The organism is Herbaspirillum sp. YR522 (genome assembly GCF_000282575.1).
In the GTDB taxonomy this organism is placed as follows: Bacteria; Pseudomonadota; Gammaproteobacteria; order Burkholderiales; family Burkholderiaceae_D; genus Herbaspirillum.
Map to the genome: position 1 here is coordinate 1 of NZ_AKJA01000118.1, position 17,372 is coordinate 17,372.

General features: G+C 64.9%; 20 protein-coding genes. 7 read left to right on the forward strand and 13 right to left on the reverse strand.

All coding sequences use genetic code 11. From position 1 onward, the window contains the following. Positions 1–33: 33 nt before the first annotated feature. Genes PMI40_RS16695 through PMI40_RS16710 form a run of 4 tightly spaced genes read right to left on the reverse strand, consistent with a single transcriptional unit; the run spans position 34 to position 3,513 of the window. Positions 34–969 (reverse strand): electron transfer flavoprotein subunit alpha/FixB family protein, encoded by a 936-nt coding sequence (locus PMI40_RS16695; protein WP_008117683.1) that lies wholly within the window; start codon positions 967–969, stop codon positions 34–36. Positions 970–977: 8 nt separating this feature from the next. Further along, entirely contained in the window at positions 978–1,727 is a 750-nt protein-coding gene (locus tag PMI40_RS16700) for an electron transfer flavoprotein subunit beta/FixA family protein (protein WP_008117685.1), read from the reverse strand. A 28-nt stretch (positions 1,728–1,755) separates the two neighbouring features. Further along, complete coding sequence (locus tag PMI40_RS16705; protein WP_008117687.1) at positions 1,756–2,319, reverse strand: HutD family protein; 564 nt, start codon at positions 2,317–2,319, stop codon at positions 1,756–1,758. A 9-nt stretch (positions 2,320–2,328) separates the two neighbouring features. Next, positions 2,329–3,513, reverse strand: a complete 1,185-nt coding sequence (locus tag PMI40_RS16710; RefSeq protein WP_008117688.1) for an FAD-binding oxidoreductase — start codon at positions 3,511–3,513, stop codon at positions 2,329–2,331. 169 nt (positions 3,514–3,682) lie between these two features. On the opposite strand from PMI40_RS16710, the gene PMI40_RS16715 reads away from it, so the two are divergent. From PMI40_RS16715 to PMI40_RS16730, 4 genes are all read left to right on the forward strand, one after another. Next, complete coding sequence (locus PMI40_RS16715) at positions 3,683–4,654, forward strand: LysR family transcriptional regulator (protein WP_008117690.1); 972 nt, start codon at positions 3,683–3,685, stop codon at positions 4,652–4,654. Positions 4,655–4,843: 189 nt separating this feature from the next. Then, on the forward strand, positions 4,844–5,845 hold the full coding sequence (locus PMI40_RS16720) for an ABC transporter substrate-binding protein (RefSeq protein ID WP_008117692.1): 1,002 nt from the start codon (positions 4,844–4,846) through the stop codon (positions 5,843–5,845). 9 nt (positions 5,846–5,854) lie between these two features. Continuing rightward, positions 5,855–6,628, forward strand: a complete 774-nt coding sequence (locus tag PMI40_RS16725; protein WP_008117693.1) for an ABC transporter permease — start codon at positions 5,855–5,857, stop codon at positions 6,626–6,628. After that, positions 6,616–7,428: an ABC transporter ATP-binding protein gene (locus tag PMI40_RS16730; RefSeq protein ID WP_008117694.1), complete on the forward strand. Its 813-nt coding sequence runs from the start codon at positions 6,616–6,618 to the stop codon at positions 7,426–7,428. The genes PMI40_RS16725 and PMI40_RS16730 overlap by 13 nt, the downstream gene beginning before the upstream one ends. Before the next feature lie 557 nt (positions 7,429–7,985). Here PMI40_RS16730 and phnX read toward each other — a convergent pair. Genes phnX through phnD form a run of 5 tightly spaced genes read right to left on the reverse strand, consistent with a single transcriptional unit; the run spans position 7,986 to position 12,433 of the window. Beyond that, entirely contained in the window at positions 7,986–8,816 is an 831-nt protein-coding gene (gene phnX / locus PMI40_RS16735; RefSeq protein WP_008117695.1) for a phosphonoacetaldehyde hydrolase, read from the reverse strand. Between the two features lie 21 nt (positions 8,817–8,837). After that, positions 8,838–9,923 carry an iron-containing alcohol dehydrogenase PsrA gene (gene psrA / locus PMI40_RS16740; RefSeq protein ID WP_008117696.1) on the reverse strand — a complete coding sequence of 362 codons (1,086 nt, stop codon included), beginning with the start codon at positions 9,921–9,923 and terminating at the stop codon, positions 8,838–8,840. Between the two features lie 31 nt (positions 9,924–9,954). Continuing rightward, positions 9,955–10,776, reverse strand: a complete 822-nt coding sequence (phnE, locus tag PMI40_RS16745) for a phosphonate ABC transporter, permease protein PhnE (protein WP_008117697.1) — start codon at positions 10,774–10,776, stop codon at positions 9,955–9,957. Continuing rightward, entirely contained in the window at positions 10,773–11,570 is a 798-nt protein-coding gene (gene phnC / locus PMI40_RS16750) for a phosphonate ABC transporter ATP-binding protein (protein WP_008117698.1), read from the reverse strand. The genes phnE and phnC overlap by 4 nt, the downstream gene beginning before the upstream one ends. After that, positions 11,567–12,433 (reverse strand): phosphonate ABC transporter substrate-binding protein, encoded by an 867-nt coding sequence (phnD, locus tag PMI40_RS16755; protein WP_008117699.1) that lies wholly within the window; start codon positions 12,431–12,433, stop codon positions 11,567–11,569. The genes phnC and phnD overlap by 4 nt, the downstream gene beginning before the upstream one ends. A 149-nt stretch (positions 12,434–12,582) precedes the next feature. Between phnD and PMI40_RS16760 the strand changes: the two genes are divergently transcribed. Next, on the forward strand, positions 12,583–13,446 hold the full coding sequence (locus PMI40_RS16760) for a LysR substrate-binding domain-containing protein (RefSeq protein ID WP_008117700.1): 864 nt from the start codon (positions 12,583–12,585) through the stop codon (positions 13,444–13,446). Between the two features lie 50 nt (positions 13,447–13,496). Here the strand turns inward: PMI40_RS16760 and PMI40_RS24540 are convergent, their stop codons facing one another. After that, positions 13,497–13,622 carry a hypothetical protein gene (locus PMI40_RS24540; protein ID WP_008117701.1) on the reverse strand — a complete coding sequence of 42 codons (126 nt, stop codon included), beginning with the start codon at positions 13,620–13,622 and terminating at the stop codon, positions 13,497–13,499. Between the two features lie 275 nt (positions 13,623–13,897). On the opposite strand from PMI40_RS24540, the gene PMI40_RS16765 reads away from it, so the two are divergent. After that, complete coding sequence (locus PMI40_RS16765; protein ID WP_008117702.1) at positions 13,898–14,317, forward strand: CHRD domain-containing protein; 420 nt, start codon at positions 13,898–13,900, stop codon at positions 14,315–14,317. Positions 14,318–14,430: 113 nt separating this feature from the next. Here the strand turns inward: PMI40_RS16765 and PMI40_RS24060 are convergent, their stop codons facing one another. Beyond that, positions 14,431–14,604: a hypothetical protein gene (locus tag PMI40_RS24060; RefSeq protein WP_008117703.1), complete on the reverse strand. Its 174-nt coding sequence runs from the start codon at positions 14,602–14,604 to the stop codon at positions 14,431–14,433. A gap of 318 nt (positions 14,605–14,922) precedes the next feature. Here PMI40_RS24060 and PMI40_RS16770 point away from each other — a divergent pair, with 318 nt between their 5' ends. Next, positions 14,923–15,579, forward strand: coding sequence for a DsbA family oxidoreductase (locus PMI40_RS16770; RefSeq protein WP_008117704.1), 657 nt, complete (start codon positions 14,923–14,925; stop codon positions 15,577–15,579). Positions 15,580–15,622: 43 nt separating this feature from the next. Here PMI40_RS16770 and PMI40_RS16775 read toward each other — a convergent pair whose 3' ends face one another. Then, positions 15,623–15,871 (reverse strand): DUF3297 family protein, encoded by a 249-nt coding sequence (locus PMI40_RS16775; protein ID WP_008117705.1) that lies wholly within the window; start codon positions 15,869–15,871, stop codon positions 15,623–15,625. A gap of 168 nt (positions 15,872–16,039) precedes the next feature. Further along, on the reverse strand, positions 16,040–17,372 hold a 1,333-nt coding region (locus PMI40_RS16780; RefSeq protein ID WP_008117707.1), incomplete at its 5' end, for a TonB-dependent siderophore receptor.

The following is a 17,372-nucleotide window of genomic DNA, read 5'->3' on the forward strand; positions in this document are numbered from 1 at the left end:
GCCTCGCGCGGGCCGTATTGTTCCAGCATCGCCTTATCCCAGTTGTTCGACCAGTTGCGGCACCAGCTCGAACAGGTCGCCGACGATGCCGTAGTCGGCCACCGAGAAGATCGGTGCGTCGGCATCCTTGTTGAGGGCCACGATCACCTTGGAATCCTTCATCCCTGCCAGGTGCTGGATCGCACCGGAGATGCCGACGGCGATATACAGGTCGGGGGCGACCACCTTGCCGGTCTGGCCGATCTGGTAATCGTTGGGCACATAGCCGGCATCGACCGCCGCGCGCGATGCCCCCAGCGCGGCATGGAGGCGATCGGCCAAGGGTTCCAGCAGCTGCGCGTAGTGCTCACCCGAACCGAGGCCGCGACCACCGGAGACGACGATCCTGGCCGATGCCAGTTCGGGACGGTCGCTGGAGGTGGTCTGGCGTGACACGAAGCGCGACAGGCCGCTGTCGGCCACCGCTTCCAGCGTCACGATCTCGGCACTGCCGCCGTCAGCGGCGGCGGCCTCGAATGCCGTAGCGCGCACCGACACCACCTTGATGGCGTCCGATGAGCGCACGGTGGCCACCACGTTGCCGGCATAGATCGGACGCTCGAAGGTATCGGCTGCGAGCACGTTGGTGATCTCGGAGACCTGCGCCACGTCCAGCCCGGCCGCCACACGGGGCAGCACGTTCTTGCCGGCGGCGGTCGCGGTGGCCACGATGTGACTGTAGCCAGGACCGATGGCGAGTACCTGGGCCGCCAGGTTCTCGGCCAGGCCGTGGCCGAAGTGGGGGGCATCGGCCACCAGCACCTGGGCGATGCCTGCGATGGCGGCCGCGGCCTGCGCCGCCGTACCGCATTGGTCGCCGCATACCAGCAGGTGCAGCGTATCGCCGCACCGGGCTGCGGCCGTGACCGCATGCAGCGTGGCGCTCTTGATGGACTGGTTGTCGTGTTCGGCAATGATCAGGACCGGCATGATGTTCCTCAGATGACGTTGGCTTCGTGCTTCAGTTTGGCCACCAGGGCAGCGACGTCGGCGAGCTTGACGCCGGCCGCGCGGGCCGGTGGCTCGGCGAGCTTCAGCGTGGACAGGCGCGGCGCGATATCGACGCCCAGCGATTGCGGCGTGTGGGTATCGAGCGGCTTCTTCTTGGCCTTCATGATGTTGGGCAGGGTCACGTAGCGCGGCTCGTTGAGGCGCAGGTCGGTGGTGATCAGCGCCGGCAGTTTCAGCGCCAGCGTTTCCAGGCCACCATCGATTTCGCGGCTGACGATGGCTTGGCCATCGACGATCTGGAGCGACGAGGCAAAGGTCGCCTGGGGCATGCCCGCCAATGCGGCCAGCATCTGGCCGGTCTGGTTGCTGTCGTCATCGATGGCCTGCTTGCCGACGATCACCAGCGGCGCCTGTTCGTTCTGCAGCACCGCGTGCAGCAGCTTGGCCACCGCCAGCGGTTGCAGCTCGTCGGCGGTCTCGACCAGGATGCCGCGGTCGGCGCCGATGGCCATGGCGTTGCGCAAGGTCTCCTGGCACTGCGCCGGCCCGCAGGATACCGCCACCACTTCGGTCGCCACGCCGGCTTCCCTGAGTCGTACCGCCGCTTCCACGGCGATCTCGTCGAACGGATTCATGCTCATCTTGACGTTGCCGATATCGACAGCGCTGCCATCGGACTTGACGCGTACCTTCACGTTGAAGTCGACGACGCGTTTTACTGCAACAAGTATCTTCATGGTTTCATTGAGTCGAGTAGTGGGTTAGTCAGGCAAGGCAGACCATGACCAGGGCGGCGCAAGCGTCGGCCTCGTGCGGCGTGGACCGGACATCGCCATGCCGCGCCAGGACGGCCTGGCCGACCTCGACCTGGTGGCCAGGCAGATGCCAGCAACCCCGTAATGGCACCAGGGCCCAGGCCACGGCGTCATCGATGCGACAGGCCTGGTCGACGATGCGAATCCGTCCGCGTAACGCCGAACGTCGCACCATCAGGTTGAGCAGGCGGGCCTGCACGGTACCGGCCCGGCGCCGTGCAGACAGGTCGAGCTCGCCCGGAAAACTGATCGGCAACAACGGTCGGGCCATCACCGCTGCCGATGGTCCGGCCAGTTCGACCGTGCCCTCGCCGATCAACAGCGCATGGCGGTCGATGCCGGCGAAGGTCGAGAATGGGCCGTCGGCTGTGATGTCGGCCAGGCTGATGCGCCAGTCGAAACCGTCCGCGTGCGGCTGCGTGTGCGGCGCATGGCCGCTGCCCAGCGCGCGGGTCTGCCCGCCGCCGTTACGCCAGGGGGTGGCCGCAAGGTCGGCCAGCGTGACTATCTGCATCGGCGTGGTTCAGGACACCGCGCCCGAACCGTATTTGCCGACCAGCAGCTTGCCGCTGGCGAAGCGCTCGATCGAATACGGTGCCAGCGAGACGTCGGTGGGCATGCCCAGCGCCTGTTGCGCCAGGATGCGTCCGACTGCGGGCGACAACTTGAAGCCGTGACCGGAAAAACCGAAGCCGGTCGACAGGCCTTCGATACCCGGCAACTGGCCCAGTACCGGGTTCCAGTCGGGGGTGACGTCGTACACGCCGGTCCAGGAGGTGGCCAGGCCTGCCGTTTCGAAGCTGGGGAAGCGCTCGGCCACCTGGGCGCCGATCTCGACGATGGCGTCAAGCGATACATCGCCCTGTTCGGTGTCGGGACTGTCCAGCGTTTCGCCGACTACGCCTTCCGATACCAGCATCTGGGTGCCGCCGTAGCTGCGACCGTACAGCATGCCGCTCGAGGCCAGGTCCTTGAAAACCGGCATGTTGAAGGTATAGGCCTCGGGGCCTTCCAACGCCAGCACGGTGTGGCGCTCGGCGCGCACCGGCAGGCTCAGGCCGGTCCAGGCTGCCAGTTCCGGGGTCCAGATATTCTGGGTGCTGACGACCTGGTCCGACAGGAAGCGCCCGGCGCTGGTGTCGACGCCGACCACCCGACCGTTGTCGACGATCAGCCGCTCGACGTTGACCCCTTCCTTGACCGTCACCCCGCGTCGTCGCGCGGCACGGGCAAAGGAGGTCGCCACCAGGTAGGCGTCGGCGAAGCCGGCTTCCGGCTCGAAGCTGATCAGCGCGGCGTCATCGAACCGGGCGATCGGCAGCAATTCGCTGGCCTGGGAAGCGTCCAGGGTCTGCAGCGGGATGCCTTGCTGGTGCTGGGCCTCGAGCGAGGCACGCAGCGGCTCCAGCTTGTCGCCTTCCGGCGCCCAGATCATGTAGCCGCACTTGACCAGGCCGCACGAGGCCTCGTCGTCCTCCAGGTACTGGGCGAAGTTGTTGAAGGTCTGCCATGACAGCTGCGCCAGTTCGACGTTTTCCTGCACCGAGTAGTGCGTGCGCAGGATGCCGGACGATTGCGACGTGGTGCCTTCGCCGACGGTCTTGCGGTCCAGCAGCAGCACATTGCGGGCGCCCAGCTGTGCGAGATGAAAGGCGGTCGAGGTACCGATTACCCCGGCCCCGATCACGATGGCGTCATAAGTGTTCATGGCTTCCTCTTCAATCAGAATGGCTGGCAGTGTGAACCGAAAGAAGCGGTGCCTGAGCCAGCATTAGAGAAACTAATGTTTTGAAGAAGTGCAGGTAACATTAGGCCGGCGCAAGTGCTTTCGATTCATCATGGCGCCATTGCGGTAGCGCCTATATAGAGGAACCAAGATGTCCGACATGCCGTTCGACCTGCACGCCCTGCAAGCCTTCGTGGCCGTCTGCGAAGGGGGCTCGATGATCGAGGCCGCCCGCAAGCTGGGCGTGACGCAAAGTGCCATCAGCCAGTTGATCAAGTCGCTGGAGACGCAAAGCGGCATGCTGCTGCTGGACCGCGAGTTCCGTCCCTCGCGCCCGACCGCTGCCGGCCGCCTGCTGCTGGACCTGGCGCAAGGCCTGCTGGAACATGCGCAGCGCGTCAACGAACGCCTGCTCGATGCCTCGCGCTCGGAGATGGCGCAGATCCGCCTGGGCGGGGTCGATTCGTTCTCGGCCACGATCGGCCCCATGCTGGTCCAGGCGATCTCGCGCAATGCGCGGCAGATCTCGCTCTGGTCGGGCCTCACGCCGATTCTCAGCGAGCAGTTGCAGCGCCGCGAACTGGACCTGGCGGTGTGTACCGAATCCAACGTCAACGACCTGCGCATCGAACAGCGGCTGCTGTTCTCGGAGTGTTTCGTGGCGGTCATTCCCAAGAGCGTGGCCGAACGACACCCGGATGACGCCGGCAGTTACCAGGCAGCGCTGCAGGACCTGCCGCTGTTGCGCTATACCCGCCGCTCGGTGATTGGCCAGCAGATCGAGCGCTACCTGAAGCACATCAAGCTGGACGCCCCGCGCCGGCTCGAATTCGACGCCACCGATCCGATGCTCAACCTGGTGGCCTGGGGCCTGGGCTACGCGGTCACCACGCCGCTATGCCTGTGGCAGTCGCGTCATTGCCTGCCCGAGGTAGTGCTGGTGCCCCTGCCGGCCAGCCAGCTGGGGCGCCGCAATTTTTTCCTGCTCTCGCGCGAGGGCGAGTGGAACAGCTTGGCCGAAGAGGTCTCTTCGCTGACGCGCCAGGCCTTGCAGGACAAGATCTCGCCTGCCATCCGCAAGGCGTTGCCGGGGCTGCCGAAAGACGCCTTCTCCTGGAAATGATTGCCGGCGGTGCGCCGCACCATGCGCATGCACGTTCAGGGGGCAGGCGCGCACCGCTGCAGCGCAGCTAAATTAGCTCTGCAACTAGTTTGTATTAGTTTTCCTTAAGCGGGTCGGGGCTGGCGTCATCCGTCAGTAATATCGCCGTGTCACACCGAGCCAATCCACCTATAAGCTAAGGAGCAAGCAATGAACCAGACTCGACGCAGGGTCATCAAGCAAGCCGTTACCCTGGCCGCCGCCGGCTCGATGGGGTTCCCCCTGATGGCACGCGCGGCAGCGCCGACCGTGATCAATTACGGCGGCTCGGCCTGGCTGGGCCATTACTCGGCTTACATCGCCATGAAGACCGGCCTGATGACCAAGTACGGTATCGACCTGCGGTGGCAGGCGTTCTCGACCTCGTCGGCGCGCATGGCCGCCGTGATGGCCGGCAACGTCGACATCGCCGGCACCGGCGTGGTGTCGGCACTGGCGCTGATGGCCAGCGGCGCCAAGCAGTTCCAGGTGATCGCCACCCCCAACAACTTCGGTCGTGCCGAGGGCTTGCTGGTGCGTGACACGGTCAAGAGCGTGGCCGAACTCAAGGGCAAGAAGATCGGCGTGACCTACGCCTCCAGCGCCCATGTATTGCTGCTGGATGTGCTGACCCAGGCGGGCCTGAATCCGGACAAGGACGTGTCCATCATCAACCTGCCGGCGACCGAATTGCTGACTGCCTACAAGGCCAACCAGATCGATGCCGCAGCGGCCTGGACCCCGACCTTCGATCGTATCCGCGCATTGCCCAATACCAGGCTACTGTTCGACGACACTTCGTTCTCGCTCTACAAGAGCTACAAGATGTCGCCCGGTCCGGACGTGCTGCTGACCCGCACCGCCTTCGGCCGCGACAATCCGGCCGCCGTCAAGGCCTTCATGCAGGCCATCTTCGAGGCCAATGCGCTGCTGACGCAAAAGCCCGAGGAAGCCGCCAGGATCCTGCTGGAACTGACCTCGCTGTCGATGGAAGAGCAACTGGCCGTCATCAAGCAGACCGAGTGGTTCACTCAAACCGACCAGAAGACGCTGCTGGTGGCCCCCGGCAATTTCGTCGATGGCCTGCAGAAGCTGTCGGAAATGCTGCTCAAGCTCAAGCAGATCGACTTCGTGCCGCAGGTGCGGCAGTGGGTCAACACCACTTACCTGTGAGGCACGCGCATGGCTGAAAAGAAAGCATGGCTGCAGGGTAGCGCGCTGGTGACGCTGTCGGCGGTGTCGCTGGTGACCTTCCTGCTGGTGTGGGAAGGCATCTGCCGCGCCGGCGTGGTGGACGCGGTGTTCCTGCCGGCGCCATCGCAGGTGCTGGGACGCGCGTTGCGCATGTGGGACCAGGATATCCTGGTCATCAACATCCTGGCATCGGCGCGGCGGGTGATGGTGGGGTTCCTGGCGGCCGTGGCGGTGGCCATTCCATTGGGGATCATGCTGGGCACGTCGAAGCTGGCGCGTGCGGTGTTCGATCCCATCCTGTCGTTCCTGCGTCCGCTGCCATCGATGAGCTGGATCCCGCTGACGTTGCTGTGGTTCGGTATCACCGAGACGCAGAAGTACAGCATCGTCTTCATGGGTGCCGTCACCCCGGCGCTGCTGTATGTGATCGAGGCTACCCAGGGGATCGATCCGATCCTCATCCGTGCCGCCCGCAACCTGGGCGCCAATCGCTGGCAGGTGATGCGCGAAGTGATCCTGCCCGGCTGCATGCCGCAGATACTGTCGGGCATGAAGGTGATCCTGGGCCTGTCCTGGACCTGTGTGATATCGGCCGAGCTGGTGGCGGCCAAGGAAGGCCTGGGCTTCATGATCATGAACGGCAAGGAATTCTTCCAGACCGATACCGTGGTGCTGGGCATGGTGCTGATCAGTTTTACCGTGCTGGTGACCGACATCGTCTTTCGCCTGATTCAAAGGAGTGTGCTGTCATGGCAGAAATGAAATCCGGCGCCATCGCGAGCGCGGCCGATCGTCCGATGATCGAGTTTCGCGGCGTGGCCAAGTCGTTCGGTGATCTCAAGGTACTGGACCGGGTCGACCTGCAGGTGGCCAAGGGCGAGTTCCTGGTGTTGCTGGGGGCCTCGGGCTGTGGCAAGTCGACCATGCTCAACCTGGTCTCGGGCTTCGAGCGCACCAGCGCCGGCAGCGTCTGGGTCAACGGCCGCGAAGTGCGCGATATCGATCCTGGCTGTGGCATGGTGTTCCAGCAGTACGCGCTGTTTCCGTGGAAGACGGTGCGCGAGAACGTCGAGTTCGGCCTCAAGATGCGCGGCGTGTCACGCGGCGAGCGGGCCAAGGTAGCGCAGCACTATATCGAGATGGTGGGCCTGAAGGGCTTCGAGAACAGTTTTCCCAACAAGCTCTCGGGCGGCATGAAGCAACGGGTGTCGATTGCGCGCGTGCTGGCCAACGATCCCGATGTGATGCTGTTCGACGAACCCTTTGCCGCGCTCGATGCGATGACGCGCCAGGTGCTGCAGGAGCAGCTGGTGTCGATCTACGAGAAGAGCGGCAAGACCATCATCTTCATCACCCATTCGATCGACGAGGCGCTGATGCTGTCGACCCGGATGGTGGTCATGGGCGCCAAGCCTGGGCGCGTGGCGCAGGATATCGTCAACGACCTGCCTCATCCGCGTACCGCCGAGGCACAGTTATCGGAGCGCTATATCGAGTTGAAACGGTCGATCTGGCAGACGGTGCAGGTGGAGGTGATGAAGGGCTTGGAGGGGGCGCATTGACTCCAGCTGGCTTGTCCATGACCTTGTCGAAAGGCCTGCCGTTAGCCTTTCTAAGGAAGCTGGTTTTTGTTGAGCCTTCTTGGGCCGTCTGCTCTTGCTGCATGCCGATGTACCGGCTTTATGCCTATCCTTCTCCGGTCGAAGGGGCTCGCCGGGGGGCCGCCCGGCAGCGGACCACCTTTCCTGCACGCCAAGAAAGGTGGATAAGGAAGGCCCCTACAGCCCCTTCGGGGTCCCCGCTGTCACGGCCCGAACCGGGGGAATCGCACGCCTCGCCTTCGGCATCGGGCTTGGTATCGTGGTGGCGCTACCGGTCGCGTTTGCCTCAGGAACTACTAGAAACCCTTTGACCCGTAGCCCTGGTTTAGTAGTGCCTAAAGAACACCGCTCGGGCTGAGTAAGCGCGAAGCGCTGTATCGAAGCCTGTCGTGAGCCCGTCGAAGGGCCTGTCCTGAGCTTGTCGAAGGAAGCCAGTCGAAGGGCCTGTCCTGAGCCCGTCGCAGGAAGCCCGTCGAAGGGCCTTCGCGCCATCAGGAATGCACGCCCAAACGGACGTATCAGGCCGGCCGTTCGCCCGCCGCCAGGCGCTTGCCGATCGCGGCCACCACCTGCGGCAACTGCGCCACCGAATCGATCACATAGTGCGCTCCCGCGGCCCGTAGCGTCTCTTCGGCACGCGCCTTGAGCGCCGCCAGCTCGGCCGCCGGCATGGCCGCTGCCTGCGCCGCCGTCACGCCGACCTCGTTACCGGTCAACGACACGCCCACGCTCCACATGCCGGCGCGTACGCCTTCGTGGATGCCTGGTACGGTGTCGTCGACCTTGATGCAGGCGGCTACGTCACCCAGCTGCAGGGCCAGTACATTGGCCAGCGCCATGAACGGTCCGGGGCGCCCGCCCGCGGGCAGTTCGTCCCCCGCCACCACGTGGTCGGGAGCGATGCCTTCGGCGGCGGCCAGCGGCAGCAGTACATCCAGCACCTGGCGCGGATACCCCGAGCACGATCCGATCTTCAGGCCCTGCGCGCGCAATGCGGCCAGGGTGGCGGCGGCGCCGTCGATGGCATGCGAGTACTCACCGACCTTGGCAATCTGCATCGGCATGAAGCGGGCATAGATGGCATCCACGTCGACGTCGCTCGGCGCGCCGCCGGTGGCGCGGGTCCATTGGGCGGCGATTTCCGGTTCGTCCAGCAAGGTGCGGATATGCTGCCACTTGGACAGCCCCATCGGGCCGCGTGCCTGCTCCAGCGTGAGCTGCATGCCGAAGCTCTCGAAGGCATCGACGAAGATCTGGGTCGGTGCCAGCGAGCCGAAGTCGACCAGCGTGCCGGCCCAGTCGAAGATCACGGCCTGGACCGGGGGGAATGGGTGATGTTGCGGGGTCATGCTGTTCCTTTCAATGAGGGGTCAGGCCGTTGCGGCGATGAAGTTGCGCCCGCGCGGGCCCTGCAATGCGCGTTGCAGACGCTGGTCCCAGCCGTCGGCGACGCCGTAGTCGGCCGGGTCGGTGGATACGCCGATGTCCGCCAGGAACCCGGCCAGGCGCGAGACCGCCTGCGCCGGGAAGGCCGCGCCGAAGATCTGCAGCAGCAGGGCGTCGACCTGGTCGTCGCGCCCGAACGCCAGTTGCATCACATGCGGTAGCGAGAACGAACAGGCGATGCCGTGAGCCACGCCGTGGTGCAAGGTGATGTCATACGACAGCGAGTGGGCCAGCGCCGTCTTGGTGTTCGAAAACGCCAGGCCGGCCTGCAGGGCAGCCACCGCCATGCGTTCGCGCAAGTGCAGCTCGCGCGGCTGGCGCAGCAGCGTCGGCAAGGTGGCAACGATGCTGCGCGCGGCCGTGGCGGCAAGGCTCGACGAGACCGGATTGCGATTGACGTTCCAGATCGACTCCAGCGCATGCGACAGGGCGTCCAGGCCGCTGGCCAGCGTGATTTCACGCGGCAGGCTCAGCATCAGGTGCGGGTCGACCAGTGCCACCTGCGGCCAGGTCCAGGGCTGGTGCAGCGAATACTTGCTGCCCGCGGCGGCGTCCCATACGGTGGCCCAGGGGGTCACTTCGCTGCCGGTGCCGGCCGTGGTGGGCACGGCAATCAGGGCCTTGGCACGGCTGCCATCGAGTGCCGCGCCGTGGCGCAGATGCGCCAGCAGCGGCTCGAAGTCGCCCGAGGGCGTGGCGCACAGCATTACCTTGGCGCAATCGATCACGCTGCCGCCGCCAAAGGCGACGATGCAATCGACATCGGCGTGGCGCGACCAGATGCGCTGGTACATGTCCGCCAGCCAGCGTACATCGGGGTTGGGCTGGACCGTATTCTCGATGCCTGCCAGCCGCGTGCCCAGCAGCGTCGCCAGCCTGGCTTCCAGACCCAGCGCGGCGGCCTCGGCAAAGGTGATCAGCAGCGCGCGGCGATTGCCCAGCAGTTCGGGCAGGCGCGCCAGGCTGCCGGCGCCGGCGTGCACCGCCACCGGGTTGTGATAGTTCCACATGGTCTGGACTCGATGAAGTAATAAAAAAGAGTTAGTGCCGGCCGTCCTGGATCATCCGGCGCAGGCGGCTCGAGAGGGCATCGGCGGCCACCACCATCAGCGTCACCACCACGATGCAGGTGGCGGTGTCCTGGTACTTGAACAGCTTGAGGCTATTGACCAGTTCGAAACCGAGCCCGCCGGCACCCACCATGCCCAGCACGGTGGCCTGGCGCAGGTTGACCTCGAAGCGGTAGAGCACGGTGGCGATCCAGGCGGTGATGACCTGCGGCAGTACGCCGAAGACGATCACCTGCAATGGCCGGGCGCCGGTGGCGCGCAGCGCTTCCAGCGGACCGTCGTCGATCTCCTCGATGCTCTCGGCGAAGAACTTGCCGACCATGCCGATGCCGTGCAGGGCCAGCGCCAGCACCCCGGGAAAAGGGCCCAGCCCGACCGCCGACACGAACACCAGCGCCAGGATCAGCTCGTTGATGCTGCGCGTGACATTGAGCAGCTGGCGTACGCCCTGGTACAGCACGCGGTTCGGATTGAGATTGCGCGCCGCCAGTAACGACACCGGGATGGCGCCGATGACGCCCAGCAAGGTACCCCACAGGGCGATCTGCACGGTTTCGACGGCCGGGGTCACCAGGCGCGCCAGGATGCCCCAGTTGGGCGGGAAGGAGCGCGCCAGGAAGTCGCCGATCTGCGGCAGGCCGCTGGCCAGTTCGGACCAGCTCAACTGGGTGCCATCGGCACTCCAGGCCAATCCGGCCGCCGCCACCAGGACGCCACCGACGCACAGCAGCCAGGCGCGCAGCGTGAGCGGGCGTGGTCCGGTCCAGACGATATCGCGATAGCTGGCGTTCATCGCAGCGCTCCTTGCAGGGCCAGTTCGGGCGCTGCCCGCAACGCGGGCGGGGGAGGCTCCGGATGATCCGGCCCGGCATAGATCAGGTCGAGGTGCGATTGGCGCAATTGGTCGGCGCGGCCGTCGAACACCAGCCTGCCGCCGGCCAGGCCGACGATGCGGTCGCCGAATTCGCGCGCATAGTCCACCTGGTGCAGGTTGCACACGACGGTGATACCCAGTTCGCGGCAGGCGGTGCGCAGGTACTGCAACACCAGGCGCGAGGTCTTGGGGTCGAGGCTGGCCACGGGCTCGTCGGCCAGGATCACCTGCGGACGTTGCGCCAGTGCGCGCGCGATGCCGACCCGCTGGCGCTGTCCCCCCGACAGCGAGTCGGTGCGCTCGCCTGCCTTGTGCGCCAGTTCGACCCGTTGCAGGCATTGCATGGCCAGTGCCACGTCCTGGCGCGAGAACAATTGCAGGACCGATGCCAGCGTGCCGCAGCGGCCCAGGCCGCCGGTCAGCACGTTCTTCAGTACCGACAGGCGCGGCACCACATTGTGATGCTGGAAGATCATGGCCACGTCGCGGCGCAGCTGGCGCACCCGGCGCGCATCGGTGGCGTCGTATCCGGCCGCCACCAGTTCGCCGGAGGTGGGCGTGACCAGGCCATTGATAGAGCGCAGCAGGGTCGACTTGCCGGCGCCCGACGGGCCCAGCACCACCAGGAACTCGCCGGCGGCGACATCGAGGTCGATGCCGCGCAACACGACATTGCTGCCGTACTGCTTGGTGAGCGATCGGATCCGGATCATTTCATCGCCTTGAGGTCGAGATCGAGGATCCTGGCGGTGTCGCGCACCACGTCGTAGGCATGGTCGTCGGTCTTGACGAAGCCATTGAGCACGCCCTGGTCGCCCCATGGCACATCCTTGATGGCGGCGAAGGCGGCGGCGATCTTCTGCTTGAGCGCCGGGTCCAGGTCACGGCGCCACACCATCGGCGACTCGGGGATGTCGGGCGAGGTCCAGACCACGTTGAGGTCGTCCTGGCGTACTGCGCCCTTGGCCACCGCGGCGGCCAGGATGCGATCGGCCACGGCGGCGCCATCGACCTTCTTGTTGGCCACCGCCAGGATGCTGGCGTCATGCGAGCCCGAGAAGATCACCCGCGAGAAGTACTTGCCGGGATCGATGTTGATCTTCTGCAGCCCGGCACTGGGAAACAGATGCCCGGACGCCGACGACGGATCGACGAAGGCCATGGTGCGGCCCTTCAATTGCTCCAGGTTCTGGATGCCGCTGTCGCGGCGCACGATGATCAGGCTCTTGTAGAAGCTGCGCCCGCTCTTCTTGGTCTCGGCCACGGCAAACGCCTCGACGTTGGCCACCGAACTGGCCAGCACGTAGGAGAACGGTCCGAGGTAGGCCACGTCCAGTTTCCTGGCGCGCAGCGCTTCGATGATGCCGTTGTAGTCGGTGGCGATGAACGGCTTGACCGGCATGCCGAGCTGCTTTTGCAGGCTATCGATCACCAGCTTGCTGTTTTCCAGCATGGCCTGCGAATCTTCGGCCGGGATCAGGCCCACCGTCAGGGTGGCGGCGGCCATCACCGGCTGCGCCAGCAAGGTCGAGGTGAGCGCGGCCAGGCACAGCGCGAGGAGTGAACGTCGTTTCATCTTTATCCTTGATCGGTGGTTGTCGGGTGGAAGGTGCGGCGGGGCAGGGCGTGCCGGTGTAGACAGCGTGCAGGTTAAAGCCCCTTTATGACGGCTTTATTATCGATATAATCGAAAAAACGCCATCCAACTATTGATCGAGACTATAGATGACGCCATCGCAACTTCGCGCCTTCCTGGCAGTGGCCCGCCATCGCGGTTTTTCGGCGGCGGCGCGCGCGCTGGGCGTGAGCCAGCCTACGTTGACCACCCAGGTACAGGCGCTGGAGCGCGACCACAATGTCGAGCTGTTCTATCGGCGCGGGCGTCGGTTGGACCTGAGCGAGACGGCACAGCGCCTGTTGCCGATCGCCCAGGGCATTGCCGAGCTGGAGCTCGATGCGTTGAACCTGCTGGTCAATGCCGGCACCCTGCATGTGGGGCATCTGCGCATCGGCGCGGTGGGGCCGTTTCATGTGATCGAGATGGTGGACGCCTATCGCGCGCGCTATCCCAAGGTCGAGCTGTCGATCAAGCTGGGCAATTCGGCGCAGTCGCTGGCCGATCTCGAGAGCTACACCACCGACGTTGCCGTGCTGGCCAGTTTCACCGATGACGCACGCTTTCATGCGATGCCCTATGCCGATCACGCGGTGGTGCTGTTCGCCCATCGCAGTCATCCGTTCTACAAGCGGGCCTCGGTCGGCCTGGCCGAACTCGATGGGCAACCGATGCTCATGCGCGAGCAGGGTTCCACCACGCGCCTGGCGCTGGAAAAAAGCTTGCAGCAGGCGGGGGTGAAGCCACGCGTGGTGATGCAGATCGGCAGTCGGGAAGCGCTGCGCGAAGCGGTGGTGCGCGGCCTGGGACTGGGCGCGGTGTCAGAAGCCGAATTCATTGCCGATCCCAGCTTCAGGATGGTGCGTATCGAGGGCGATCCAGTCAGCACCCATACCTATCTGTACTGCTTGGCCGAGCGGCGCGAGGCGCGCCTGGTGAGTTCGTTCATGCAGGTAATGGCGGGCAGGAAATAGGCGCCGCTGGGATGGACGGGCCCGCTGCCCGGCCATCGTCGGGGCCGCCATCACATGCCAGGTGCCAGCAGGCGAATGATCTTCAGCCAGATGTCGTCGCCGCGACCTGCGGCATGGGCAGCGGTGGAAGCCAGCAGGGTGACGGCGGTGATGAAGCAGGTGCAATAGAGTCGCATGATTGTTCTCCTTGGGTGGGTGGTACTGCTTTCGTGTTGGATGTATCTTGGGCCTGGCCTGTTACGGCAGCATTTCGGCGCGCGCCGTCGATGTTTCAATTGAAGCAATCCGGCCCGGTCGTACCCGCGAAATGGCGCTGCCTGGCGAGGGCCTGGTTGCAAGCGGCTTTGCTTATGTGTTTTGCGTGCTGCGGAATTGGCGGCCATGTTCTACACTGCGTATCGCCGTACCGTGCCATTCGTCCAATGAACTACAAGAACCCAGGAGAACAAGCATGACCGCAACCAAGACCATCCCCGCCGCCTTGCTGGCAGCATTGCTGTCGAGTGCCGTCCCGGCCATGGCGCAGACCGTCAACGTCGATCTGCGCGGTACCAACGAAGTCCCTGCCAATACCTCCGCCGCCAGTGGCAACGGCAGCATCAGCGTGGCTGCCGACAAGAGTGTCAGCGGCAGCATCACGACCACGGGCATCGAAGGCCGGGCGGCGCATATCCATACCGGGGCGGCCGGCACCAACGGTCCGGTGATCGTGGGCCTGGCCAGGAATGGCGATAACGGCTGGAGCGTGCCGGCCGGCGCAAAATTGACCGACGAACAATATGCGGCCTATGTGGCCGGCACGCTGTATGTCAACGTTCACAGCGCGGCCCATCCGGGCGGCGAGATTCGCGGGCAGTTGTCGCCGAAATAGGCGGATGATGCGCGGGGTTGTGTATCGAAGCACCTGCTGCAGTCATGTGCCGGCGTGTCTTCGATACGCTCCCGCGGAGCGCCCCGGTCCGGATGGTTTTCGGAATGTGCTGCTTACCGTGCGCGCCATTGCGGGTTCAGGCGCATCTGTTCCTGCAAGTTCCTTTCCAGGATCTCGATTCTCTGCTTCTGCACGATCTGCAGTGCCTCCATGATGGTCATGCCGAGGTCCGCGGCGTGGCAGTTGACGCTGACGGCCAGCAATGCGAGGACGATGAAGTTGCGCATGGTGTACTCCTTGGATGTTCGGTGTCGGGTCGAGCTCAGAAAATGAACAGTTCGTAGCGGATCGTGTCGGCGTCGGCCGCCGGTGTCAGCAACGCCAGGACAGTGCTCAGATAGAAACGCATGCTTGCCTCCGCCAGGAAAATGAATCGGGTCTTGCTGTTGGGTTAGTACATATTGCACCGGCCAGGTGTCAGCGGCGTTGCAACGCCGCGCACCGATGTTTCAATTGAAACATGGCGTCGCACGACAATCGCGCAACCGATCTACAATGCCCGATCGTGCCCGACCCCGGGCACCCAGCATGAGGTGCAACCCGATATGAACAACACGCTCAAGATCGATTTCGTCTCTGACATCGCCTGCCCCTGGTGCGCCGTCGGGCTGGCCGGGCTCAATACCGCCCTTGGACGGCTCGATGCCGGCACCCGGGTCGACCTGAGCTTTCATCCCTTCGAGCTCAATCCCGACATGCCCGCCGCCGGTGCGGTCCAGCTCGACTACATCACCAGCAAGTACGGCATGAGCGCCGACCAGGCGCGCGCCAACCGCGAACAGATCAGGACCCGCGCCGCCGCGGTCGGCTTCACGATGAATCGTGATGACGCCAGCCGCGTCTATAACACCTTCGACGCCCATCGCCTGCTGGCCTGGGCCAGGGAGGAGGGCGTGCAGGCCGCGCTCAAGGCAGCCTTGCTGAAAGCCTATTTCACCGATGGCAAGAACATCGCCGACCGGGATGTGCTGATCGAGCTGGCCGCGCAGGTCGGCCTGGACGGCGATGCGGCGAGCGACATCCTGGCCTCGGGTCGGTATGGCCAGGAGGTCAGGGATGAAGAACTGTCGTGGGCGCAGCGCGGCATCAGCAGTGTGCCCGCAGTGGTGGTGAATGACCGCTACCTGATCGCCGGCGGGCAGCCGCCCCACGTCTATGAAGAGCAACTGCGGGCGATCCTGGCCGGACAGGACGAGGCGTGAAAAAGCCCCGCGCATGCGCGGGGCTGGTCAGGTCGGCAACGGCTTACCGGTAGAAAGCTTCTACCTTGCCCTTCAACTTGGTCAGCAGGGGATTGCCCTTGCGGTCCAGCGCCTTGCCGGCGGGGACCTTGATCCATCCTTCGCTGATGCAGTATTCGGCGACATTGGTGCGTTCGCGGTCGTTGAATTTGATGCCGACGTCGTGCTCGAACACGGCGGCGTTGAAGTGGGGACTGGCGGGATCGATCGAGAGCCGGTCGGGCAGCGGGGGGAGGGTCGAGGTATCGGTCATGGCCGATATTATCGGCCATAAGATTATCCAGAACAATGCCTGCCTGGCCACGGCATGCCGGACCGTCGTCGCGCCTTGGCCGGCATGAAAAACGCCCGCAAGTCGCTGCGGGCGTTTTCATCGACTTCAGGATTGCTTCGGGACGTCAAGCCGACGTCATACCCGCAATCAGAAGTCGACCTGGGCCGACAGCACGAAGGTGCGGCCGGAAGCGGTGCCGACGTAGCCGTTCTGCATCACCCAGTAGTTCTTGTCGAACAGGTTCTCGATGTTGGCACGATAGGTCACGGCCTGGCCGGCGGTCCTGGTGATGTAGCGCGCGCCGATGTCGGCACGGGTCCAGCCGGGTACGCGCAGGCGATTGTTCTGGTCGTACCAGGTAGCGCCCGTGTGGGCCACGCGCGTGTTCAATGCCAGTCCGGTCACCCATGGGGTATCCCAGTCCAGGCCCAGGTTGAAGTTGTGCTTCGGCACGGCACCGGCTTCCTTGCCGTCGGTCAGGCCACCCGCCGTGTGGGCCAGCTTGGTATCGAAGAAGGTGCCGCTGGCGTTGAAGCGCAGGCCGCGTTGCAGCTCGCCGTAGGCCGACAGCTCCAGTCCACGCATCCGCGAACGGCCATTCTGCGTGGCATATTGCAAGCCGTTGACTATTTCGGTGGAATTGTTCTTCTGCTCGATCTGGAACACTGCCGCGGTGGTCGTGATGCGGCCCCAGTCGATCTTGGCACCGGTCTCGTATTGCTTGGACCGGGACGGCGGGAACGCCTGGCCCGCATTGGCGTTGGGCGCGGTCACGATGGTTCCGGCCGTCAACGCCGCCGTGTAGCTGGCGTACAGCGACAGGTTCTCGACCGGCTTGACGACCACGCCCAGCACCGGAGAAATGCCTGTCTTGTTGGTGCTGGTGGGGCTGGCGGCCAGGCCATGGGTGTAGACCTGTTGGCGACGCAGACCGGCAATCAGGCGCAGGCGGTCATCGGCGAACGACAGCGTGTCGGTGATCGCAACGCTGGTCAGGCGGGTCTGCGTGGTGGGCGATACGCCGGCGCGGTTGGCCGTGATCGTGGCCAGCGGGGCCGGGTTATACAGGTTCGACACCACCGCGGGCGTCTGGGCCGGGTAATAGCTGTCGAGTTGCTGGTCGAGCATGTTGGCGCCCAGGATCAGCGTGTGCTTGATGCCACCGGTGTTCAGACGCGTGCGCAGTCCGACATCGGCCGAGGTCGAGGTGACCCGCTGGTCGTAATAGCCGTTGGTGACGCTGGTGGCGCCCTGCACGCTGGTGATCGTGGCCCGCGGGAAGTTCTGGGCCGACTGCGCGACGTGGTAGCCGACGGCGCCATAGGCCGTCAGCGAATCGTTGATATCGACTTCGAGGCGCGTGATCGCGGCCTTGTCGTCCGAACTCATGGTGTTGCCCGGATACAGGTTGGACTTGCCCGAGGGCGCATCCGGTACCGAGGTCAGGCCGGCGCCGAGGCTGAACTGCGGACGGAAGTTG